15 protein-coding genes are annotated in these 23,545 nt (G+C 54.9%); all 15 read left to right on the plus strand.

What is annotated here, in order from left to right; genetic code table 11:
* The first annotated feature begins 154 nt into the window (after nucleotides 1-154).
* The 15 genes from SH248x_RS08440 (at nucleotide 155) to SH248x_RS08510 (ending at nucleotide 23,530) form a co-directional block, all read left to right on the plus strand.
* Nucleotides 155-991: an STAS domain-containing protein gene (locus SH248x_RS08440; RefSeq protein WP_459558091.1), complete on the plus strand. Its 837-nt coding sequence runs from the start codon at nucleotides 155-157 to the stop codon at nucleotides 989-991.
* 111 nt (nucleotides 992-1,102) lie between these two features.
* Nucleotides 1,103-2,353, plus strand: coding sequence for a GspE/PulE family protein (locus SH248x_RS08445; RefSeq protein WP_459558092.1), 1,251 nt, complete (start codon nucleotides 1,103-1,105; stop codon nucleotides 2,351-2,353).
* Nucleotides 2,354-2,462: 109 nt separating this feature from the next.
* Complete coding sequence (locus SH248x_RS08450) at nucleotides 2,463-3,155, plus strand: hypothetical protein (protein WP_459558093.1); 693 nt, start codon at nucleotides 2,463-2,465, stop codon at nucleotides 3,153-3,155.
* Nucleotides 3,156-3,424: 269 nt separating this feature from the next.
* The gene (locus SH248x_RS08455; RefSeq protein WP_459558094.1) at nucleotides 3,425-7,000 is read left to right on the plus strand and encodes a secretin N-terminal domain-containing protein; all 3,576 of its coding nucleotides are present in this window, start codon (nucleotides 3,425-3,427) and stop codon (nucleotides 6,998-7,000) included.
* 83 nt (nucleotides 7,001-7,083) lie between these two features.
* Nucleotides 7,084-8,781 (plus strand): GspE/PulE family protein, encoded by a 1,698-nt coding sequence (locus SH248x_RS08460; RefSeq protein WP_459558095.1) that lies wholly within the window; start codon nucleotides 7,084-7,086, stop codon nucleotides 8,779-8,781.
* Between the two features lie 224 nt (nucleotides 8,782-9,005).
* Entirely contained in the window at nucleotides 9,006-10,235 is a 1,230-nt protein-coding gene (locus SH248x_RS08465) for a type II secretion system F family protein (protein ID WP_459558096.1), read from the plus strand.
* A gap of 166 nt (nucleotides 10,236-10,401) precedes the next feature.
* A complete protein-coding gene (locus SH248x_RS08470) occupies nucleotides 10,402-10,863 on the plus strand; it encodes a type II secretion system protein GspG (protein WP_459558097.1) in 462 nt (153 codons plus the stop codon).
* 102 nt (nucleotides 10,864-10,965) lie between these two features.
* The gene (locus tag SH248x_RS08475; RefSeq protein WP_459558098.1) at nucleotides 10,966-11,535 is read left to right on the plus strand and encodes a pilus assembly FimT family protein; all 570 of its coding nucleotides are present in this window, start codon (nucleotides 10,966-10,968) and stop codon (nucleotides 11,533-11,535) included.
* A 113-nt stretch (nucleotides 11,536-11,648) separates the two neighbouring features.
* A complete protein-coding gene (locus SH248x_RS08480; RefSeq protein WP_459558099.1) occupies nucleotides 11,649-12,086 on the plus strand; it encodes a type IV pilus modification PilV family protein in 438 nt (145 codons plus the stop codon).
* Nucleotides 12,083-12,973, plus strand: coding sequence for a PulJ/GspJ family protein (locus tag SH248x_RS08485; RefSeq protein WP_459558100.1), 891 nt, complete (start codon nucleotides 12,083-12,085; stop codon nucleotides 12,971-12,973). Before SH248x_RS08480 ends, SH248x_RS08485 begins: the two co-directional genes overlap by 4 nt.
* Nucleotides 12,970-14,934 (plus strand): hypothetical protein, encoded by a 1,965-nt coding sequence (locus SH248x_RS08490; protein ID WP_459558101.1) that lies wholly within the window; start codon nucleotides 12,970-12,972, stop codon nucleotides 14,932-14,934. The genes SH248x_RS08485 and SH248x_RS08490 overlap by 4 nt, the downstream gene beginning before the upstream one ends.
* 251 nt (nucleotides 14,935-15,185) lie before the next feature.
* Nucleotides 15,186-16,670 (plus strand): hypothetical protein, encoded by a 1,485-nt coding sequence (locus SH248x_RS08495; RefSeq protein WP_459558102.1) that lies wholly within the window; start codon nucleotides 15,186-15,188, stop codon nucleotides 16,668-16,670.
* 78 nt (nucleotides 16,671-16,748) lie between these two features.
* Nucleotides 16,749-18,422, plus strand: a complete 1,674-nt coding sequence (locus tag SH248x_RS08500; protein ID WP_459558103.1) for a putative Ig domain-containing protein — start codon at nucleotides 16,749-16,751, stop codon at nucleotides 18,420-18,422.
* A gap of 396 nt (nucleotides 18,423-18,818) precedes the next feature.
* The gene (locus tag SH248x_RS08505; protein ID WP_459558104.1) at nucleotides 18,819-22,544 is read left to right on the plus strand and encodes a secretin N-terminal domain-containing protein; all 3,726 of its coding nucleotides are present in this window, start codon (nucleotides 18,819-18,821) and stop codon (nucleotides 22,542-22,544) included.
* Nucleotides 22,541-23,530, plus strand: coding sequence for a hypothetical protein (locus tag SH248x_RS08510; protein WP_459558105.1), 990 nt, complete (start codon nucleotides 22,541-22,543; stop codon nucleotides 23,528-23,530). Before SH248x_RS08505 ends, SH248x_RS08510 begins: the two co-directional genes overlap by 4 nt.
* Nucleotides 23,531-23,545 lie beyond the last annotated feature (15 nt).

The raw sequence follows: 23,545 nt of genomic DNA on the forward strand, positions 1-23,545 counted from the left end.
GAACGAACATCGCGAACTCACAGCGGGGAAATTCCAAAGTCTCCGTTGTCTGGACGTTCTTGAGATTCAACGGCGCTGAGTGGGCGACTCAGGCCGGATTGGATCTGCAGGGGAGGTTCGTTGTCGTCCTGGAACAGCGAAAGAAGGTGTCACGGTGGCCACGTCCGAGCGTCTTGCATCTTATGATTTTCAGAAGTATGACAATTTCATTCAGCTGACGCTTAACCCTCCGCTGTCTGATGCTCCGTGGGGAGATATCGATGATCTGGGCAAGAATGTCCTCAACGAGCTGGAAACAGCACGGACCCCTTCGGTCCTGGTTGATCTTTCGCCGCTGACTTATATGGGCAGTGCCGTGGTCGCACTGCTTGTTCGCATCTGGAAGGCGACCAAAGGGAAGTCGGGCGAGATGGTGGTTTTGTGCTCGCATCCGATGGTCCTGAAAGTGATCAGCCTGGCAGGGCTAGATAAAGTTTGGCGAATTACGCCGAACGTCGAGACGGCGTACAAAGAACTCAAAGTTAAGCCACCTTCCGCCACGGCAACCAAAGCGAATTCGTTTTCTAGTGGCGTTTCTCCGGGGCCAGTCGTCGTCGGATCGAATCGTTCTGGCGTGACAATCAATCCGCTGTATAACGCACAAGGTGCGCTGGTTATTGGTAAGGAAAGTTCTGCCAACGGAAAACATGTGGTCGAAGTTGATCAAGATCAAGATGATGAAGAAAACGACAACACGACGATCTTCGCAGCTGTTCTGATCACGGTGGCTGTGCTGTCACTGATTCTGGGAGGCGTCGGGCTGGCTGCGATGTTCAAGCTGTCATCGATTCCTAAATCAGTCTCATTGACGTTGGCGTTTGCCGGATCTGGGGTCGCTGCTATCTCAGCCATCGCCGCCATGACGACAGGCAAAGCAACGGCACGCATCATCGCGGCGATCTGCCTGCTGGTCAGTGTGATTGAGATGTCAGTCGCATTTCTTTATCGATAAACATTCTCGGTAAACATTGTTGAACTCAGAGCAGCTCGACGTTTGCCCTGGTCGAGCCTTGCAATTCAGCCCCACATCAAATCGCGATACGATTTCTGGAGAACGACAACGATGCAATTCGAACGACAGACCCACGGCGGCGAGTATCGACAGCGAGCATTGCAGAATGAGCTGGTCAGCTTGATGGGGGTCGTCTCGCCGGCATCGATGGTCGACCTGCTGCTGGAGCGGGCCTTTGAAATTGGCGCGACCGATATTCACTTTGATCCGAGGGAAGACGGGCTGCATATTCGACTACGCGTCGATGGGATGCTGCATGACATTCTTCAACTGACACCGGATCTGGTGTCGCATGTCATTTCACGCCTGAAGCTGATGGCAGGGATGGATATCACCGAAAAACGACTGGCCCAGGATGGTCATATTTCGAAAGAGTCTTTTCAGAATCATCGTGATATCCGTGTCGGCAGCGGTCCGACGATTCATGGCGAGCGACTTGTCCTGCGACTGGTTCCCGATGGGACACGCTATACGCGTCTGGAAGATCTCGGTTTCGACGAGAACCAGATGAATTCGGTCAAGAAATTTGTGTCAGCCCCTTACGGCATGATGCTGAGTGTCGGGCCGGTAGGAAGCGGGAAAAGTACGACGGTCTACAGTTGTATGGAACTGCTCAATCAGCCGGGACGTTCGCTGGTGACGATCGAAGACCCAGTCGAGCGTCGCATGAAGGGGGTCAACCAGATCCAGATTGATACGAGGGTGAATTTCGGGTTTGTTGAGGCCTTGCGTGGAGTCTTGCGTCAAGACCCGGATGTGATCATGGTGGGCGAGATTCGCGATCCCGAGACGGCTCAGATCGGGACACGAGCCGGGCTGACGGGGATCCGGGTTCTGAGCACGATGCACGCTCATGACTGTGCAGCGACGATTGACGTTTTCCGAGACTTCAAGATTCCGCCAATGTTCATCGCAGACAGCCTGAACTGCATTATTGCTCAAAGACTGCTGAGAAAGACGTGTGAATCGTCGCGTGAAACTTATGTGCCCGATGAGATCACCTGTCGAATGCTGGGGGTGGACCCGGAGCGTGCCTCTGAGCATCGGCTGACGAGAGGAATTCCAGCGGATTCGAATTTTTACACGGGGTATTACGGACGGACAGGCGTATTCGAGGTCATGCCGGTCGATGCAAGAATTCGAGAAGGGATTCTCCATGGCCGATCCAGCCGTGAGTTGACGGAAATGGCCGCGGAAGCCGGGATGACGACCCTGGAGCAGGCGGCTCGTCGCAAAGTCCTGGCAGGGCAGACGACGCTGGAAGAAATGCACCGCGTCATGACTCTCAATTCAGGTTATTAAGACCAGGCAACGGATAAAAATTCAGTGATTTCGCGAATCGATGGACGTATTTGCGTGTTTAGAGTGGGTCAAAAAATTGCTACCTGACACACACTGAAGGATTGAGACTATGATGCGAAAAGCGTTTTTTACTGGCGTGACGACGTTCGTGATGTTGCTGGCGATTGCGGTTGTCTTTGAACCCGCAACGGCTATGGCACAGCCTGGGGGTGGTGGACGCGGCGCAGGTCGTGGCGGAATGATGGGGGGCATGGGCGGCGGTAGCGTGCTGGCCATCCTGATGAACGAAGAACGACGTGCCGAACTAAAACTGACGGACGAACAGGTCGAGAAGCTGCAGGAACTTGGCAAAGAGCTGGCACCGGATCGGGAGAAGATGACCGAGATCTTCGGCAAGATGCGTGAAGCATCTGAAGATGAGCGAGCCGAGATTCGTAAAGAAGTCGCCAAGCTGACCGATGATATGGCAAAGAAGGCCGATGAAGGAGTCGCCAAGATTCTTGATGAAGCCCAATACAAGCGCGTTAAACAACTGGCCCTGCGAGCCGGCGGCGTGCGTCTGATCACGACCGACGAGAACGCCAAAGCTCTCGGCCTGACCGATGAGCAGAAAGAGAAGATCAGCGGGATCATGCGTGAAAATCGTGGTGGATTCGGCGGGGGCGGTGGCCAGCGAATGTCTCGCGAAGAGCGCGCCAAGCAGCGTGAAGAGCTCGAAGAGAAGGTCACCGCTGTGCTGACGGACGACCAGAAGACCAAGTGGAAAGAGATGCTCGGACCAGAGCCCGCCGCTGCCAACTAGTCATTTCCTGACATTTCAATCATCGAATTCGAAGCCGCTGCACAGGTTGTGTGGCGGCTTTTTTCATGCGTCGGGCTTTTCGCGACGCTCGACAGCGGTGATTTTTTATATCTGCAGGTGTGGTTTACGCTTGCGGGTGGGGGCATTTGACATGAGAAGGTAGGAGGGTCGGGAAAAAAAACGTCTTTGCGCGAATCGTTTTGTCCGACACTGTGTTTAGAGAGAGGCCTCCCTATGGCCCTATCCTGCGCAGAGACCGGAAAAAGCCCATGACCGCATTCAATCGACTTAACATATTTTCTGCCATCACTTTGTGTCTGATCGCCCTGACCTGTACTCCCGCCTGGGCACAACCCGGGGGTGGTGGACGGGGTGGGGATCGTGGCGGTTTTGGCGGTGGGGGTGGTCGTGGCGGTTTTGGGGGCGGCGGATTTGGAGGCATGGGCGGCGGCGGAATCATGCGCGTCTTGATGGATCAGGAGCAAAGCGCTGAACTCAAGCTGACAGACGACCAGAAAGCGAAGCTGGAAGGTTTGCGGGAAACTTTGACTCCTGACGAAGAGACAGTGGCGAAGTTTCGCGATCTGTTCGGAAAGATGAACAGCGAGTCGGAAGACGAAAAAGCGGCTGCTCGAGAAGAGTTCCGAGTTCTTAGTCGAGATACAGCCAAAAAGGGTGAAGCTGAAGTCCAGAAAGTATTGGACCCGACGCAGTTCAAGCGATTGAAAGAGCTGGGGTTGCGCAGCAGTGGAACACGCGCAATCGTGGACGAAGACCAGGCAACTGCTTTGAATTTGTCTCAGGACCAGAAAGACAAGATCAACGCCATCATGCAGGAGAACAGCAGTGGCGGTGGTCGAGGGTTTCGGATGTCTCGCGAGGAACGTGAAAAACTACAGGCGGAAACAGATACCAAAATTCTGTCAGTCCTGAGCGACGATCAGAAGAACAAGTGGAACGAAATGCTTGGGCCTCCTCCAGGTGGTCAACAGCCCGCAGCAACAGCTTCAACCTCGACAACCACGCCGTCAAAAAACGATGACGATCTGGCCAAAGAACTGGAAGCAGCGCTTGCAGACAAGCCGGTCGTGGCGGTCAGCGGTCCTGCGGTGATTGATTTTGGAGTTGCGGATGAAATGCTCAAGTCGATCCCGGCTGAGGGGGTTGAGACGATGTCGTTCAACTTCCGCAATGCCCAATGGGCCGATGTGCTGATGCTGTTTGCCAAGATCTCCGGACTGACTTTGGATCTGGATGTCATTCCTCCAGGAACCTTTAATTACATCGATTCTCGTCAATACACGCCGATCGAGGCGCTGGATGTTCTGAACGGCTATCTGATTCAACGCGGTTATGCCTTAGTGCAGCGGGATAAATTCCTCGTCGCCATCAAGATCGCCGATGGAATTCCAGCCACGCTTGTACCGACCGTGACAGCCGCTGAACTGCCGCTGCGTGGTCGTAACGAGTTTGTTCGTGTCCTGCTGGAAACGGGCGACCTGGAAGCATCGTCGATCAAAGATGACCTGACGAAGATGATCGGCAAGCATGGAGAAGTCACGGCATTGTCGAAGTCCAATCAGGTGATTGTCACTGCGACCGCCAGCAATGCGATGCGAATCAAGGAATTACTGGATAAGTCCAAGCCGAATGGTTCGGGGGACTACGCCATGGAAGCCTTCAAGCTGAAGTACGTGCAAGCATCTCAAATCGAGCCGATTGTTCGCTCGCTGCTGGGAGTGGATAAGTCGTTGAGCCCATCTGCTCCGACGTCTCGCCGCGGCGGTAATCCCTGGGAAGACATGATGCGCCGGTTTGGCGGTGGACGGGGTGGTGGCGGAGATGACAATCAGCCACAGATGCCTGGTGCGACCAATCTGGCTCGCGTGACGATTGATGACCGTACCAATACGCTGCTGGTTTCCGCTAAGCCTGTGGAACTTCTGATTGTCCGTCAGGCGATCGAAGAGCTGGATATCCCGCTCAATGATGATCAGAGCGCGGCTTATGCCAATCGAACTGTTCCCAAAGTGCGGGTCGTTCCGCTGAAGAATGGGGATATGGATGTCGTCGCGACTTCGGTCCAGATGATGATTCCAGGGATCATTATCAATAAGGATGGTGATCTGGATGTCCTGCACATCATTGGCACGGAAGAGAAACAACAGGAAGCTGCCGAACTCGTTCGACTGCTCGATAGCTCGGGCGGCGGAATGTCCGTGGCTGTGATTCCGCTCAACCGAGTCGATGCTTATTCGGCTTCCGTTGTGCTTTCGAACATGTTTACCAGCGAGGGGCGTCAGGCTCCTGCAATTCAATCCGATCCAGAAGGCCGCAGCTTGTTGATTCGCGGGACCGTTGATCAGGTCGCGCAAGTCAAAGCCATGTTGCTGCAGCTGGGTGAAACCGGACAGACGGTTCAACAGAATCGCAATCGCGGACCGGTTCGTCGCATCCCACTGAGTGGTCAAGACCCTGCAAAAATGGCGGAAACGATCGAGCAGATCTGGAACCGCTCGCATGACAATAAGATCCGAGTGATTACCCCTTCTTCGACACGTCAGCCAGAAGTACAACCACCTGCAGAAGGTCCGACGACGTCGGCTCCGCAGAGTTCCAGTGTGGATCAGTTTCAGACGCACTTTGAACCAAAGACCGTCGTGAACGCACAACTGGCTTCGATGCAAAGTGAAAAGCAATCTGCTCCCTCCACACAGCCTGCTCCGACCGAGGAGAAGAAAGCCGATATCTCAATCGCCGTTGTGGGTGGCGAACTGGTGATCAGCTCGCGCGATGAAGCGCTTCTGGATGAGTTGGAAGATCTGCTCGCGACTATGGTTTCTGAGTCAGCCAATCAGACGCAATGGACGGTCTTCTATCTGAAGGCGGCTGAAGCGGGAACGATTGCTTCGATGTTGAGCGACTTCTTCCCGAATGCGTCGATTGATACCGCTTCGAGCAGCCTGTCGAGCTATTCAAGCGGATTTGGTGGATACTCATCCTACGGGTCACGCGGATCGTCTCGCGGGGGCAGTAGCTTCAGCCCGACGATGCCCACGTCTTCTGCGACAGCGTTGAAGGTGATTCCAGATGACCGAACGAACTCGCTGTTCATTTCCGGGACTGCGTCGATGGTTAGTGAAGTCGAGCAGTTGCTGAAGATTCTGGATGTCTCCGAGTATCCCGGACAGCTGTCAGGACGTCTGCCGCGCATGATTCCGGTCAACTATGCAGATGCAGCGATGGTGGCTGAGATCGTGAAAGAGAGCTTCCGCGATTCTCTGTATGAGGCTCCTCAACAACAAGGTGGGAATAACAATGGCGGTGGCCGGGCGGCTGGGCCTGCTCTATTTGCAGACCGGGTGACGATCGCTGTGGATACCAATACCAGTCAGATTATTGTGTCTGCCAATGACCAGTTGTTTCAGCAGATCAAAACGATGGTTGCCGCCCTTGATGATTCGGCTCGCGATGCCAAACGGACGATTCGCGTCATTGGGCTTGAGAACTCAGATCCTGCAGTTGTGCAACAGACGCTGGGGGCTCTCCTGCCGAAGGTTCAGGTTTCAACGACTCGCTCGAACGTGTCTTCCTCGTCTTCCTCTTCAGGTGGACGAAACGCTGCTCCAAGTGGCGGCGGCGATGATGCTGCTCGACGCGATCAGTTCCGTCAGATGATGCAAGGCGGCGGGGGCGGATTTGGAGGCCAGGGAGGCCAGGGTGGGTTCGGTCGCGGTGGCGGCGGAACCGGTGGCTTTGGTGGAGGCGGATTCGGTGGTCGCGGTGGTGGAGGTACAGGCGGCCGCGGCGGTGGCGGTGGTGGACGAGGCGGCGGTGGTCGCTAACGATCTGGATTCGAAATCCTGTTCCCGATTGTCTGTTTGTCAGATTGTCAGTTTGAAGATTCAGGGGAGTTGACGGTTTCTCGATGATCATGGCGCTTGAAAGTGTACTGGTACGTGACGGGCTATTGACGGCCGAGCAGGTCAAGGATCTGCAAGGGTCTGGCGTGGGCGCACGACTTGATAAAGCGGCCATGGAACGGGGCTGGCTGACGGAAGATCAAGTCCTTCAGTGCCTGGGTGATGAGTTTGGAATCGATGTGATCGACCTGCGCAAGATCACCATTGATCGCGACATCCTGACCCGCTTTCCGACGAAGACGATTTTCCGACATGAGCTGCTCCCGCTGTATCGGGAGAACGGGCATGTCGTGGTCGCGATTAGTGACGCATTTGAATTGGACTTTGTCGATGAGCTGAGCACCGCGAGCGGGATTTCGCTCAAGCCAGTGCTGGCGCGTCAGCGCGAAATCAGTGACCGGATCAAAGAGCACCTCGGGGTCGGCGGCGACACGATCAACGAGATGGTGCGTCAGCAGGAGAGTGAAGACGACGCAGAATATCTGCAGAAGCTCGACCACGAGATGGGCGAGCTGGCAGAATCGGCTCAAGCCCCTTCGGTGATTCGCCTCGTGAATGAACTGCTCATCGAAGCTGTCGAGCAGCGGGCGAGTGACGTTCACATTGAGCCGATTGAACGCGGGCTGACGATTCGTTTTCGCGTCGATGGTATTCTGCAGATACAGCCGGTCCCATCTGAGATCAATCAGTTCGCATCGGCGATCGTGACCCGTCTGAAAATCATGTCGCGGTTGAACATTGCTGAGAAGCGTCTGCCTCAAGACGGCCGGATCAACCTGCGGGTCGCGGGCAAGGCGATTGACTTGCGGGTTTCAGTCATTCCGATGGTCTTCGGGGAAGGGATCGTTCTGCGTCTTCTGGATAAGGACCGAATGGTCTTTAATCTGAAGAACGTCAACATGCCTCCTGACATGGATAAGAAATTCCGACAGCTGATCGAGCTGCCTCACGGAATCGTGCTGGTGACGGGGCCGACGGGGTCTGGTAAGTCGACGACCCTGTATAGTGCGCTCAAAGAAATCCAGTCGCCCGAAGTGAAGATCATCACGGTGGAAGACCCGGTCGAGTATCAGACGCCGGGGCTGAGCCAGATTCAGGTGCACCACAAGGTCGGGCTGACATTCGCTGCGGGTTTGCGGAGTATTTTACGTCACGACCCGGATGTCATTTTGATCGGGGAAATTCGGGACCATGAGACGGCCGAGTCAGCGATTCAGGCGTCACTGACGGGTCACCTTGTTTTCAGTACGCTCCACACCAACGATGCTCCGGGCGCGATCACGCGTCTGATCGATATGAAGATCGAGTCGTACCTGGTCGCAAGTACGGTCGAAGGAGTGCTCGCTCAACGTCTGGTGCGGAAGCTGTGTAAGCATTGTCGTAAACCGGTTGACCGTGAGCATGATGACTTCCCGCCGGACTTCCGAGAGATCCTGGAGCAGCATCCGGATGTCGAATTCTATAAGCCAGTGGGATGTCGGGAATGTCGAGAGTCGGGGTACGCCGGACGGATTGGTGTGTTCGAATTGATGCTCAACGACCCGATCCTGAAAGAGATGACCGTCCAGCGCAAGAGTACGGTCGAACTTCGAAAGTATGTGCTGACAACAGGCATGATGACGCTGCGGGAATGCGGCTGGCAGCGAGTTCTCAACGGGATTACGAGCGTTGAGGAAGTGCTCCGGGTTTCGAAGACGGAGTAGTATGGGAATTAGAAATTGGAAATTAGAAATTTGCCGATCCGCTTCGCTGAATTTTGAGTTGAATTCAAAGACTCAGCTACTGTTGTTACAGAATCGCCAGTTAACCAATTCACAAGAGACTCAAACCTGGCGAAGCGGATTGGCCCTGTGTCGCATATGATTGCGACGTGAACGCAATACTTCCAATTTCTATTTTCCAATTTCTAGACTCAGAGTAACTGGCAATGGCTGAATTCGTTTATACAGGACGAGAGATGTCGGGGACGGCGGTCACGGGGACGTTGACTGCCGCTGACATGAAGGAAGCCATTGCGCAGCTGCAGGCCAAGAAGGTGTTTCCGCTGGAGGTGAAGCCGGCGGGTGGCTCAAAGATGTCGATGCAGGTCGGCGGGAAACGGGTTTCTTCGACGCAGTTGAGTCAGTTTTATTCGCAGCTGTCGGACCTATTGGGCGCCGGGGTGCCTCTGCTGAGGTCACTCAAGATCATTGAGGATCAGTCGAATAATCCCGCGCTCAAGGAAGCGATTTCTTCGATCTCCGGGCAGGTTGCCAACGGTCGAACGCTGACGGAGGCGATGAAGCGGCATCCGAGGACATTTAACGAGCTTTCCTGCAGCCTGATTGAGGCGGGCGAGGAAGGCAGCTTCATGGAAGACGTTTTGCGACGTCTGGCGATCTTCACGCAGCATCAGGCGGAAATGCGCAGCAAAGTGATGGGGGCGATGATCTACCCCATGTTTCTGCTGACATTCGGAATCCTGGTGGTCATCGTGATGATGATCACGGTCGTGCCTCAGTTCGAGCCGATTTTTGAGCGACTCAAAGAGCGCGGCGCGCTGCCGACGGCGACGGTCGTCATGCTGGCGATGAGCGAGACGATGGAGAAGTACTGGTTTCTGCTGTTGTTTGTTGTGGCGGGAATTGGTTACGGGATCAAGCAGTTTCTCGACTCGGAATACGGGAAGCGTCTGGTTGCCCAGGTGTCGATTTTTGAGGTGAAACTGGGCGGCACGCGGTTTGGACCTGGTCCGATCATGAAGAATCTGGCGATTGCGAGATTTTGTCGCGTTCTGGGAACGCTGCTCAATAACGGTGTCCCTTTGCTCAGGTCCATGAAGATCAGTCAGGATGCAACGGGGAATATCATTCTGCAAGAAGCCATCGCGACGGCTTCTGAACGGGTTTCTACCGGAAAATCGTTGGCACAACCTCTTGCTCAATCGAAACATTTTCCGACCGAGGTTGTTGAATTAATATCAGTTGGTGAAGACTCCAACCGCCTGGAAGCGGTTCTGATCAACATCGCTGATACGCTCGAGCGCCGGACGGAACGGTCGCTGGAGCTGGTCGTGCGGATGATCGAGCCGATCATGCTGCTGATGATGGCGGTTGTGGTGCTGTTTATTGTGGCAGCCCTGCTGCTTCCGATTCTGCAGAGCTCGACAGCGGTTTAATAGACTGACCATTTGTCGAAATCGTCTGTAACGGATCCATCCGGTACGGTAAAATATTCATTCAAAATGGTTCGGTTCGCAAAGCCTCGCCTGCCCCCTACAATGTGGCGGTGCCATCGTGGTCAAACAACAAATTCAAGTCTCGTATAGATAGGTGTTTATCAACATGAAACGTCTTTCATCACATGCGGTTGTCCGCCCGGCTCAACGCGGTTTTTCTCTGCTGGAGCTTTTGATCGTTCTGGCAATTCTTGGCGTTCTGGCAGCAATGGTTGTCCCGAACTTGCTGGGGACGCAACAGAAGGCGAATATCAAGACCACTCAATCGAGTATCCACGGTCTTGAGCAGGCTCTTAAACTTTACGCTGCCGATCATGCGGGCGAATATCCACAGGGTTCCGGCGATGAGGTTTACACGCTGCTGTTGGCGAAAGCTGATGAGACCGGCAAGGCTGTCAAACCATTGCTGGAAACGAAGCCTCTGGATGCCTGGGGCACGGCGCTGTTTTACGAGTACCCGAACACAAAATCTGATACCGACAAGCCTGCCATCTGGTCTGCTGGTCCTAATAAACAGGACGAGCAGGGTGGCGGTGATGATGTCGTCAACTGGACCGTCCAAACCTGATTGACGTTCTGAGGTTCTGCAGTGCATCGACACGATTTCGACAAGAGGCTCATGTTTGGCGTGAGCCTCTTCCCTTGTCACGAGGGAAGGGGAACGGAGAGGTTGCGTCCCCCGGTTGTCGGATCTCGACGCGGACGCGGGTTCACTCTGTTTGAATTGATTCTCGTAGTTGCAGTCATTGGGGTTCTGATCAGTGTCTCTGTGCCCGCGACGATGGCGATCTTTTCGCGTCAGAAGACCGAAGATGCCGTCAACACGACGCTGACGTTTTTTGGCGATATCCGACGGGAAGCAATCACCAGTGGCAAGAACTGGTGGGTGCGATATTCCAACAGTGTTCCCGGGCTGATTGCGGGACTCGAAGGTGAGCCGGGGACGAAGTCTGCGACCTTAGGTGAAGGGATCACGCTGTCTGGTGAGACGAGCTGGATGACGCTCGATTCCAAGCAGCTGGGTGATGTCGATCTGACCTGGGTGCAGGCGAGCTGGTCGACCGAGATTCCGTTTGAAGCGGACGGGTCGTCGGGCGATGCGCTCATTACGTTGACGGCACCGGGGAACCGGCCGGTGATGATTGAATTACGCGGCGTGATCGGGCGCGGCGAAGTTGTTCCATACGATGAGAACCGCAAGCTGTCGAAGCCTGAGTTGAAAGAGGCGGCGCGGGAATGAAAGCACAGGGGAATAATCTACGATTTTGTCGAATTCGAAGACACAGGGGGCTTAGACTCCTGAGGAAGACTACCGCGTCGTCCTTAATCTCGCCTCATCGGCGAGCGGACTCCTTGCTCCCGCCCGCTCGCCTGGGGCTTTCGTTGTTTGAGGTCGTGATTGCGGTATCGATTCTCGCCAGTGGCTTTGCGGTTTTGAGTTCGTTGATATCGGTTGGGAATGAAGGTGCGGTGCGGGCGGCGCTCGAGCTGGAAGCACTGGTGAGGGCGGAATCGGTCCTGGATGAAGTCGTCAGCGGTGTGACAGAGATGGCTTCCGTTGGCGAGACTGCTTTTGCGGATGATCAACTCTGGACGTACGAAGTTGTGGTGGAGCCTGATGCTTCAGGTCTGCCATTGAACTTCTGTCTGGTTCGCGTTTTCCATGTGAACACGACTGGAAAACAGAATGCGAAAGTAGAGCTGTCGCGTTTGATTTACATTCCTCCTGAAACCAGTACGACGACGGAAACCGATTCGCTCGACACGTTGACGGGAGGATCCGGATCATGAGGCGATCGGGCTTTACTCTGCTCGAACTTGTGCTCGCGGCGGGGTTGTCGGCTTTGATTCTGGGGGCGACGCTGCAGGCGTTGTTGCTGGTTTCGCGGACTCAGAATGCGGGTCGGGATGCGATTGTGCAGTCGCAGCTGGGACGGAATCTGATGCGGCAGTTTGAGTGGGACCTATCGCATCTGGTGCCGCTGTCGGTCGAAGAAACGAGTAGCGAAGACACGGAGTTGACCGATCAGCTCGCGACGATCAACGATCAAGCGACCGATAACGTCGTGAAAGAAGAAGGGGAAGTTCTGGCGTCTCTGTCGGAAATGGTCGGGACGCCGGATCGGCTCGAGATGCGAATCGATGCTGTAATGACGGAGTCACAGTGGAAGCGTGTGTTTGACGCGACGGTGACAACGAGTTCCACAACGACCGATGAAGTGACCGGGATGACGCGACGTCGTCGAGTCGTGGTCTGGAATCCGCTGGGGGATGGTTCGGGAATCGTGCAAGTCGATGCCGCGAATTCGAGTCTGAAGATCCTGCGTCAGGAGATGGGCGTCGATTCCACGGAGACCATCACAGGAGACGTGCGACTGACAGCCGTTCCGGAAGTTCGCAGCATTACGTTTCGGTATTTTGACGGCACCGACTGGTATGAAGACTGGGACTCTGGGTTGATGGCAGCGTATCCGATGAGTATCGAGATGACGCTGGAGATGGGTGCGGAAGGGGTCACTGATGATAAGACGGCGACGATTGGTGCGGGCAAAGTTTTGAAGCGGGTGTTTGTGGTGGAGATGAGTCGATTTGTGAGAGAAGCGAGTTCGACGTCTTCTTCGACGTCGAGTGGTTCCTCGGGTTTGGGAAGTGGCAGTAGCGGAGGGAGCGGGTTATGAGACGAGATTCGTTTCCGAGAGCAAATTCAGACGTTCAAAAAACTCGGCCGGGATTTATTCTGGTTGTCGTGTTGGCGGTGCTGACGTTTGTTACGCTGGTTTGTTATCGGTATGCGGATCAGATGGCGCTGGAGCGCGAGGCGGCGAGTCTGGCGGTTCGCGAGGCGCAAGCGAGGCTGTGGGCGAAGTCGGGCGTCGAAGTGGCGATGGCGATGATGGCGGCTCCGGAATTCGATGTCACGTCGGTTTATGATGACATCGCGCTGTTTGCGCAGCAGGGCGTGAAGTCGACGGATGGCTCGGGGCCAGTGGGGGCATTTAGCATTGTCGTCGGTGAAGATATCGTGACGGGACAGCCGTTGCGTTACGGGTTTGACAGCGAAGGGGGGAAGATCAATCTCAATGCCCTCGTGTTGTCGGAGTTGAGTGAAGAAGATCAGCGCGAGATTCTCATTGCGATCCCAAATATGACGGAGACGCTGGCGGATACGATTCTGGATTACCTGGACAGTGATGCGCAGGCGAGAGACTTTGGAACAGAGACTGACGAGGAAGGCTATCTGATTCGCAATGGCCCGCTGTCGAGTCTGGATGATCTGCTCAACATACCCGGGATGACGCTGGATCTGCTGTATGGTGAGGATGTGAATCACAATCGCGTTCTGGATATCAATGAAGACGATGGTGACCTGCGATGGCCGACGGATAATGGAGATGGCGCTCTCAGCTACGGGTTTGACCACTATCTGACGTTGTGGAGCGCGGAGTCGAATCTGCAACCGGATGGAGCCGCGAAAATCAATCTGAACACCGATGACCTGGCTCAGTTGGAGACAGATCTGGCCAGTGTCTTCAGTGCTGATGTCGTGAAATATATCATCGCGTATCGACTGTATGGACCGGTGCAAACGGCTGCTGCGCAGGGCGGGACCGATGGTGGAACCGGTATGGGAGGCAGTGGCGGGAGCGGATCAGGTGGGAGCAGTGGCGGTGGCGGGAGTTCCAGCGGCGGAGGCAGTAGTTCGGGTGGATCGGGGCGAGGAGGCTCTTCCAGCGGCGGGAGCAGCAGCGGCGGTGGTCGCGGGGGTTCGAGCTCTGGCGGTGGGAGTTCTTCTGGTGGAGGGAGCAATAGTGGCGGAGTGGGGACCAGTACTGCCCAAAGCGGAGGGGGTGGTGGAACGACGACGAACAGCACAAGCACCGGTTCAGGAAGCGGCGGGACTGGTGGTGGCGGGGGAGGCGGATCTTCCAGCGGCGTGAATACCGTGACCGGGTCAAGTAGTACCAGTGGTGTGAATGTCATTAAATCGCGCGATGTCTCGGGGCAGTCTCAGACGACAGCCAGCAGCGGGAGTTCGAACAGTACCAATACCAGTGGCACGACTGATCCCCTTGATACCACACAGCAACCGAAGTTTCAGATTGCCAGCATCTACGAACTCTTTGAGTCTTCTGTCAAGTACACAGAAAACGAAGCGGAGGTCACTTTGACCAGTCCGTGGGTCTCGACTGATCTGAGCGTGCTCGAAGATATCGATACGACGCTGAGCCTGACGGATGAAGCGAGTCTGGCGGGGCGGATCGACCTGAACTATGCGACCCGCGAAGTTCTGACCGGCTTGCCTGACATCACGACAGCGATGGTCGATGGAATTCTCGCCAAACAGGGTGACTGGCGATATTCCGGAGAACTGATGGGCGAGGGGGTCGTGAACGTCGAGCAGATGAGAATGCTCGATCAATTCATCACGACCGGATCGAAAACGTTCCGATTGCAGAGCATCGGGTATCCAGAGAAGGGAACGCAAAGTGTTCGCGTCGAAGCAATCATTGATGCATCGAGCGGAACGCCGTCGTTGATCTGGATGCGCGACCTCTCGATGCTCGGGAAGGCGTATGAAGACGTCGTCATCAAGCCGGAGACGGTCGATACGAATACCACGAGTCCCTTGAGTAACTGACACAACCCTCAAATTCGACACGGATTCCAACCAGGTTTGTCTGGCTGCCATCGGGCGCGGTCGGACAAACCCGGCTTGTGTGTTTTGTTAGAGTCTGTCTTCTCATTCCTGTTTTTGGTGCAGGAAGCACAATTGGTGCGGTTCGCCAAGCCTCACCAGCACCCTACAATTTGAGACCCGAAGATACGCATTTGCATGCTGTCGATCTGACAGTGTGCGACGATCCATCCACTGACCATAAGTAAGTGATCATGCAGGAACTGTTCATAGACTGGGATTTGCCGCGCGTGACCTGCGTGGAAGTCTCGCGCTCGGGTGAGGACGTGATGGGCGTGCAGGTGCATGAGTTCGTCGCGCCCGAGGATTTAGGGGATCTTCGTCGCAGTCGCGAACTGGGTGAATGGCTGGCGCGCGAGCTTTCTCTCAAACAGGTGAGCGTTTCCCACTGGACGGTCATTCTGCCGCGTGATCGTGTCATGATGCGTCGACTGGAACTGCCGGGAGTCCCGGAGGCTGAGATCCCGATTGTCGTGCCGTTTCAGATGGCGACTCAGTTGGGGACTGCTCCGGAAATGATTGTGGTTGACTATCTGCCGAATCATCCGGGGATCGTGATGGCGGCGAGCCTGCCGTCGGATGTTCTGGTGCAGATCAGGGCCGTCGCGACTTTGTGCAGCGCGACGATCGATCGGATTCTGGTCAGTTCGTGTCTGGTCTCCGCAGCCAAGCCTGACTTTATCAAGAAGGCGGTTGTGATCTGGGCGGATCAGCATCGGATCGAGTCGATCTGGAATGATGGTTACGGGATTGCAGCGGCGAGCTGTCGTCGTCGAAACAGCCAGGCGGACTTGGCTGTGGGGGAACTGGCGGGAGAAGTTCGTCGTCTGCTGATGAACGTCGATACGAGCGGCGATGAAGTTCCTGTCTTCGTCTGGGGACAAGCTGCTGCGCTCGTCAGTGAACTGACTCAGAAGCTGGACACACCGGTTTCCGTTATCGACTCTGAACTGGTTTCGACGAAAGCCTTCAAGGGAAAAATCGATGCAGGACTGATGGAAAGTCAGCCGGCGATCGGGAAGCTGGCGCTACTGGGGCTCAAGGGAATTCCGGCTGATAAAGAACAGGTTGATTTTCTTTCGCCTCGCAAATCGGCTGCGAAGAAAGATCGACGTATGCTCTACGGAATCATCGGCGGCATTGCAGCTGTGCTGGTGATTGGAGTGGGGACATGGATCTGGAACTCGAAACTTGCTGAACTCGATGACGAGATCAGCACCATTCAAACTCAGATTACGGATGGGAACTCGTTCATCAAGGCGCGTGAGTCGATTGGAATTGCAGCCGGGAAGATTGATAAGCATGTGTCTCAACAGGTCGAGCTGTCGAACCACTTTTCCGAACTGCTGACGACGCTGCCAGGAACGCGTCAGCTGTTCTTGACGAGCTATTCGATCATTCCCCTGACTGGTGAATATCGTGCCCGCGTGGTGGCATCAGGTGTGGCGAAAAAACGGATTGATGTCGAGTTGTTCTTCGAGCAACTCAACCAGAAGGGTCTGCGGGTCAAGCCATCTCCAATTGATGAGGAGACGAAGAAAGATCGGGACTATCCGGTGGAATTCAAGCTTGAGCTCGATATCCCCTCCCGACGAGCCGTTGCGGTAAGTCCGAAGAAAGAGACTCCTCGTCCCAGCCAGACGACCGCAGTGGATCCATCATCAGTTCCAAGATCCTGAAGAACTTATCATTCAATCGTCTTGGACGGCGGGGATGAACCCCGCCGCTCGAGAGAGATGAGACGAAGTACGAAGCATATGAAGTCACGCGAAAAATATCTGGCGATCGGTCTGCTGGTTGTCATCATCGGCTACTTTGGCAGTGCAGGTCTGTCGGACTGGCTGTTCAAGCCATTCAAAGATAAAGAGCAGAAGATTGCCAATCTTCGCTCGGACCTGGAAGCAGTTGACGCCAAACAAGGGGCGTTGCTGAAAGCCGCGTCTCAGATGGCGGTGTGGAAGAAGGAAGGTCTGATCTTTGACCCGCTCGTCGCGCAGCGGATGTATCAGTCCTGGCTGACAGACCTTTCTGACGATTGCGGGTGGAAGAACGTCACGGTCACTCCCGGTAATACCAAGCTGGTCGCTGATAAGACGGCGATTGCTGTCTCGATTATTGTCGAAGGCGAAGCGACTCTGGGATCGCTGGCTCGATTTGTCAGCATGTTTGAGGGAGCGGAGCTGTTTCATCGTATCGAGCGACTGGACATCAAGCCGTCTTCAAAAGAGCCCAATGCTCCGATGAAGATCATGCTCACTGCCGAAGCGATGGCGATCGACGGAGCCAAACGACGCCCCCTGCCTTATACACAGTGGCAGCTCGTCGATCGACTCGAAGCGAATCAACTTTACTCACGCGTTGAGCCGCCGACGGTGCGCCTGGAGGATCTGCCATTCGAGTTCCAGATTGGTCAGGACAAGTTCCAGTTGATCAACGTCGAAGACGACGGGTCTGGCTGGATTTTCCAACCGGTTGGGGAGAGGAAACAAAACCGGACACTGCCGCGCGGGACTCGTTTGAATTATATCGATGAATCACGCCCTGCCGACCAGCTTGGCGAGACGTGGGCGTCTGTTGTCAAAGCGAGTCCGTTCTCGTTGCCATTGCCTGTTGTGCGGACGAATCCTCAGATCGAAGTCGCGGGGTCATTACGTCTGACGAGGGGAACGCCGTTCGAAGCCACGTTGCGAACGAGTGGTTTCTCACCTGAAGCAGGAACATTGACTTGGGAATTCGACGGGGCGACACCGGATGGCATGACATTGAATCCGACCAGCGGAACCATTCGATGGAATCCTGCTGCGGACATTGCGATTGGTGATATTCCTGTCCGGCTCAAGGTGGCGACCGCCAACGGGAAGGAAACTGCGGCTCGCAATTTGACCGTCCTGATTCGGGATCCGAATACGCCGCCGACGCTCGAAGAACTCGGCAGCAAGGTTGCGTATTCCGGGGAAGCCTGGAGCCTGCCTTTGTCGGCGAAGGATCTGGAGACGCCAATTGAACAACTGAAATACTCCGTCAGCGGGACCGTCCCCGAGGGGCTGCGTGTCGATCCTGCGACACGGTCACTGGTCTGGTCGCCGAAACCTGATCAGGAGAACAAGACGTACACGGTTGCAGTGACTGTGACTGACAATGGTGAGCCAGCCATGACGGACCGGGAATCGGTCACGATCCAGGTGACTCACAATAAAGAGACGACGTTGATGCTGTTCGGAAGTACGTCGATCAATGGAGAGCAGAAGGTCTGGTTCAAAGACCAGCGAACTCAGCAAGGCTTTTTGCTGGGAGTGGGTGAGAAGCTGGATGCGTCTGGCTTTCAAGGAACGATTCAAAGCATCGAAGGCGACCGCGTTTTGATGGAGTCGCAAGAGAAGACCTATGCACTGCCGTTAGGGAAGACGGTAGCGGAGCGGACGGCGCTGTAAAGAAGAGAGAGTTGGAACGCAGAGGGAACAGAGGGTCGCGGGGTTCGCAGAGTCGAACGTTATTTATTGAGTGCTTCTGATACCTGTTCCTGGCGTCTTCGCGCCTGTGCGCTGAATCCGGATGCTTTCTCTGCTCACCTTTGCGTGCTCTGCGTTCCAGTCTTTCTTCGCTGCGCGGCAATATCGAGAAGACAGGCAAGATCGGAAGGCTGCAAAAACATTAAGGATTGTTCTCAAGGCAATGTTAAACTTTGACGATAATACCGATAGTGCCGTCAATTCAGACACGAATTCAGCACGACCCCTTCCTTTGAGCAAGTCTGCCTCAAGTTACCCTCCCTTCTTTATCACGTCTGGTGATGTCCCCACCAAACAAGATGTCAGGATGCTCTTGTCATGTACGCGCGTGTGGCCATCGTATCATTCTGCCTGTGGTTGACCTTCGGTCATCAACTGATTGTTATGGCAGGCTCGGGGACGAGCAAAAAAGCAACCACGAGTTCGTCTGCTGACGAATCACCCGAAGAGAGTGACAAAAAGTCGACTGCCCAGGCTAAGGACGAAATTGAACTGCGGATCAATTACGTCGGTGCCTCGTGGAAGTCTGTGCTTGATTCTGTCGGCGAAAAGACCGGCAAGAAGGTTGTCATGCCGGAAGTCCCTCGCGGCAAGTACAGCCGGACGGACCTGAAAAAATACACGCTGCCTCAGGTGCTTCGCATCCTGAACGAAGAGTTGCGACCTCAGAATTTCCGCATTGTCGACAAGGGCGAATTTCTGATCGTCCTGCGGGATGATTCGTTCCGCCCCGAATATGAGCGCAACGAAGTCAAGAAAACTGTCAGCCGGTCTGCGGATGCACCAGAACAAGCCGACGTTGAACCAGCCAAAACGCTGAAAGACAGTTACGTCCGATCAGCGTCTGGCGAAGACGATCCCGCGTTTTCTGCTGTCCAGACCGCCAGTGTGACGGACTCTGATAATGCCAAGTACACACATGTTGAACTGCAGCATCGACGCGCTGTCGATATCGCCAAGCAGATCTATACCGCCTATCAGCCTGATGCCAAACTCATTACCAAAGGGTTGATGGGGCTTCCCTCTTTCCGCGTGGAAACGCCAGCCAAGGACAGCAAGCCCGCTGTCACGTTTGAAATCGCCCTGGATACGGAATCCAACGAACTGTTCATCGATGGCGATGCCAAGTCAAAAGCGGATCTGACAAAACTGTGTCGGATTCTTGATCGTGCTGATGTGGCTGCGACCAATCAGAAGCTGATGACGGTCTCTCCGAGTGTTGCTCCGATGGCGGAAGAGCTGCCACTAGTGGTTGGTGAGTTGCTGAAAGATCCACGTCGCGCTCAAACGATCGCGATGACACAGGCACAACCGCAAGGCGATACTCCGATCACTGCACCGCCAGTTGCACCTGCACAGGCCGTCGATCCATCACGTCAAGCAGATCCGAAAACTGCGGCTGACCTCAACAGCATTCTGAACCGCATCCGCGGGAATGTGAAAGTCGAGTCACTGCCCGATTCTGGCATGCTGGTCCTGGAAGGTAACGAGCAGGACATCAACGCGGTCATGGAAATCATCCGCTCGATCGAGGGGATGTCATCCGGGATGACGCCAGAGATTCACCTGCGTCACCTGTCGTTCGTCAACAGCGAAGCACTGACAGAACTGCTCAACAGTGTTTATACCTCGGTGCAATCGATTGATCAGCGGACCAGCCGAAATCAGGTGAAGGTCAACGTGATTCCGGTCGTGCAGCCGAACTCGGTGATCATTGTCTCTCCGACGGTTGAACTCGATGCCGTGCTGCAGTTGATCGATCAGCTTGATCGCCCGATGGAAGCCGATTCGATGATTCAATTGTTCCAGCTCAAAAATGCCACAGCGGCGGCTGCTGTCGGGGTGATCGAAGACTTCTATCAGACAAACGTCGGTATGAAGTCACGGGCCCGGGTCTCTGCGGATTACCGCACGAATCTGGTCATTGCACAGGGTTCTCAGCGAGACCTGACCGAAGTCGCGAAGATCCTGGAAGGTCTGGATCGAGATGAATCTCATGCGATCAACCGCATTGAACTGATCCCTCTGAAGTATGCCGTAGCTCAGGAAATCGCGGACTTCCTGAATGAATCGATCGATGAAGCCTTGAATCCCAAGCAGTTGACGAACGCCGGTGCTGCGACACAGAACTCGGCTCGCTCGATTGTCCTGGAATTCCTGTCTGGAAGCGGGCAACAAGCGGAACTGATCCGCTCGGGTGTGCTGTCGGACCTGAGGATCTCAGCCGATATTCGCAGCAACAGTCTGGCTGTCATTGCCCCTGCTCGTACGCTGCCTTTGATTCGCTCGCTGATTGCTGCGTTGGACCGTCCTGCTGATGCGGCTGCGGTCATCAAGGTCTTCACGCTGGGCTTTGCAGACGCGACTGCTTCTGCGGATATGCTGTCTCAGCTGTTTGATGCGACCGATGCAGTGTCTTCAACGATCCCGGTTCAAGGTGCTCGTGACTCGGCGAGCAGCCTGATTCCGATTCGATTCTCAGTCGATATCCGCACGAACAGCATTCTGGCGATCGGTGGCGAAGACGCCCTGACTCAGGTTGAAGCGATCCTGCTGAAGCTCGACCAAAGTGACTCGCGTCAGCGGAACAGCAAGGTCATTCAGCTCAATAACAGTCCTGCCGAACAGATTTCTGAAGCGATCAACCAGTTCCTGACAACACAACGAGAACTCGCCGAGCTCGACCAGGATGCCATCAGCCTGGCTGAACAGCTGCAACGAGAAGTCATTGTGGTTCCGGACCTAAACGGCAACAACCTCTTGATCTCAGCGACTCCGCAGTACATGGATGAAATCATGCGGATCATCAACGAGCTCGATAAAGCCCCTGCCCAGGTCATCATTCAGGCGTTGCTGGTCGAAGTTGCCCTTGATAACACAGATGAATTCGGGATCGAGCTTGGCTTTCAGGATTCGGTGCTGTTCGATCGAAGCATCATTGACTCGATCACAACTTTGACTCAGACAACGACCAACCAGAACATTCAGACAACCACTCAGAACATCGTTTCTCAGTCGGGATCACCTGGTTATAACTTCAACAACGGCAACCCGCTGGGGAACAACCTCGGTCCTGGGGGTAGTCCTAATACCGTCGGTTCTCAGTCACTGACAAACTTCGGCGTCGGTCGTGCCAATAGCGAGCTGGGATTCGGCGGGCTGGTTCTTTCAGCCAGTTCCGAGCAGGTCAGCCTTCTGATTCGTGCCCTGCAGGCTCGACGGAACACACAGATCCTCTCGCGTCCACAAATTCGAACCGTTCACAACCAGCTGGCTCAAATCCAGGTCGGTCAGAACTTCCCGATTGTTGATGGGGTCAGCCTTTCAGCGACAGGAATTGCCAACCCGAACGTCTCCTACGATACCGCCGGGATTATTCTGGACGTCACTCCACGGATCAACCCTGATGGTCAGATCGTGATGGATGTCGTCGCGGAGAAAAGTAACTACACGACTGCAGGTGGAGTCCCCATCTTCGTCGATGCCAATACCGGGAACACGATTACTGCACCTGTTAAGAACGTGACTGTGGCTCGCTCGACGGTCAGCGTGACATCGGGTCAGACGATCGTACTGGGGGGAATGATTACTGAAGAGGATGATACGGTTCAACGCAAGGTTCCCTGGCTGGGAGATATCCCGATCATCAATCACCTGTTCCGCTATGACTCCGTCTCGACGACTCGACGTGAGTTGCTGATCTTCCTGACGCCACGCGTGATCGGCGATGACTGTGAGAATGAGCTGATCAAGGAAGTCGAAGCAGGTCGTCTGCACTTCCTGGTAGAAGATGCAGAGAAGGCTCACGGGCCACTGTTCGGAATTCCGCAAGAAGGTGCCAGTCAGATGATGGAAGGTGTTCCTCTCCAGAATCTGGAAATGATGCCCGATGGAACGATGTCGCCTGCTCCTGCCCTGGAATCGGAATACATCGATCGACGGTTGGAGGAATCGGATGTTCCCTCAACCATCATGCCGCCGGGAGATCTGAAATTGAGCCCACCAAATTCGATAACCGCCAAGCCAGGGAGTGCCCGTCTATGAACACCAAGAGTTTCATTGTCCTGTCACTTGTCCTGATCAGTTTGACCAGTGGTTGCAGTACTCTTTCCATGACGACGGCCCTGATGGGACGGCAGCCTAAAGAGAACAAGGGATTGCCAGTCGTCGAAGTGATGGCGATCTGGCAACCGGGAGAAGGCAAGAGCACAAAAGGCGTTCCGACCCGTGGATTCGCCGGGCAGATCATGTTCTTTGCTCAGGGCTCGAAGCGACCGATCAAGGTCGATGGTGATCTGAAGGTTTATGTGTTCGACGACGTCGGAAGTGTCGAAGAGCAGTCCAAACCAATTCACATTTTTGAATTCAAAGGTGGAGCTCTGCAGGGTTACTACAACGAAGGAAAACTCGGACCGGCGTACCAGTTGTTCCTGCCTTATACCCGTCCGGGAATGCACGAAGCCAAATGCACGCTGAGAATGAAGTACAACAGCGAATCGTCTGGCGATGTTCTGTCGAGTGAATCGACGATCGTTCTGTCCGGCAAGAAAATCGCCAAAATCACCGATCCAAAACCAGGTGACCACTCAGTCAGCCTGGCATCCAACTACGATGTTATTGAACACGAGAAATTGCCCAATACTGTCAATAGCATGACAAAGACCTACAAACCATTTCTGCGAGGGGGGACTGGGATTGAACTTGCCTCGCATGAAGAGCCAGATGTGCGTCCGCGAGTGGGGGCTCAAACACGCACGGAACCGCAGGATGAGCAGGCACACCCTCTCAAGGTGATGACCCTGACGCCTCAGAGTTCACTGGCTCCTTCAGACACTGCCCAGACGCCGCGAGCGACATCCCAGTCGTCGGCGTCCGACGAACCGGCGTTCGAGTCACATCAGTTGGCTCCTGCGGAGACCAAGCCAGCTGAGCCGGCTCGGAAGCGAACCGCAGTCAGTGGTCATCCGTTGGCAGAGGGGAGTTCGGAGCCTGCCAAATCAGACAGTTTTGACGATGTTTTTGGTCACTGAGAATGTCCTTGGTCA

Origin of the sequence: Lacunimicrobium album (assembly GCF_052161635.1) — a bacterium.
GTDB lineage: Bacteria > Planctomycetota > Planctomycetia > Planctomycetales > Planctomycetaceae > SXPC01.

Coding starts and splice junctions, on each gene's coding strand:
- SH248x_RS08445 (WP_459558092.1), top strand. CDS start 1,103: ATGCAATTCGAACGACAGACCCACGGCGGCGAGTATCGACAGCGAGCA.
- SH248x_RS08490 (WP_459558101.1), top strand. CDS start 12,970: ATGAGACGAGATTCGTTTCCGAGAGCAAATTCAGACGTTCAAAAAACT.
- SH248x_RS08455 (WP_459558094.1), top strand. CDS start 3,425: ATGACCGCATTCAATCGACTTAACATATTTTCTGCCATCACTTTGTGT.
- SH248x_RS08450 (WP_459558093.1), top strand. CDS start 2,463: ATGATGCGAAAAGCGTTTTTTACTGGCGTGACGACGTTCGTGATGTTG.
- SH248x_RS08460 (WP_459558095.1), top strand. CDS start 7,084: ATGATCATGGCGCTTGAAAGTGTACTGGTACGTGACGGGCTATTGACG.
- SH248x_RS08470 (WP_459558097.1), top strand. CDS start 10,402: ATGAAACGTCTTTCATCACATGCGGTTGTCCGCCCGGCTCAACGCGGT.
- SH248x_RS08500 (WP_459558103.1), top strand. CDS start 16,749: ATGAAGTCACGCGAAAAATATCTGGCGATCGGTCTGCTGGTTGTCATC.
- SH248x_RS08495 (WP_459558102.1), top strand. CDS start 15,186: ATGCAGGAACTGTTCATAGACTGGGATTTGCCGCGCGTGACCTGCGTG.
- SH248x_RS08485 (WP_459558100.1), top strand. CDS start 12,083: ATGAGGCGATCGGGCTTTACTCTGCTCGAACTTGTGCTCGCGGCGGGG.
- SH248x_RS08505 (WP_459558104.1), top strand. CDS start 18,819: ATGTACGCGCGTGTGGCCATCGTATCATTCTGCCTGTGGTTGACCTTC.
- SH248x_RS08510 (WP_459558105.1), top strand. CDS start 22,541: ATGAACACCAAGAGTTTCATTGTCCTGTCACTTGTCCTGATCAGTTTG.
- SH248x_RS08465 (WP_459558096.1), top strand. CDS start 9,006: ATGGCTGAATTCGTTTATACAGGACGAGAGATGTCGGGGACGGCGGTC.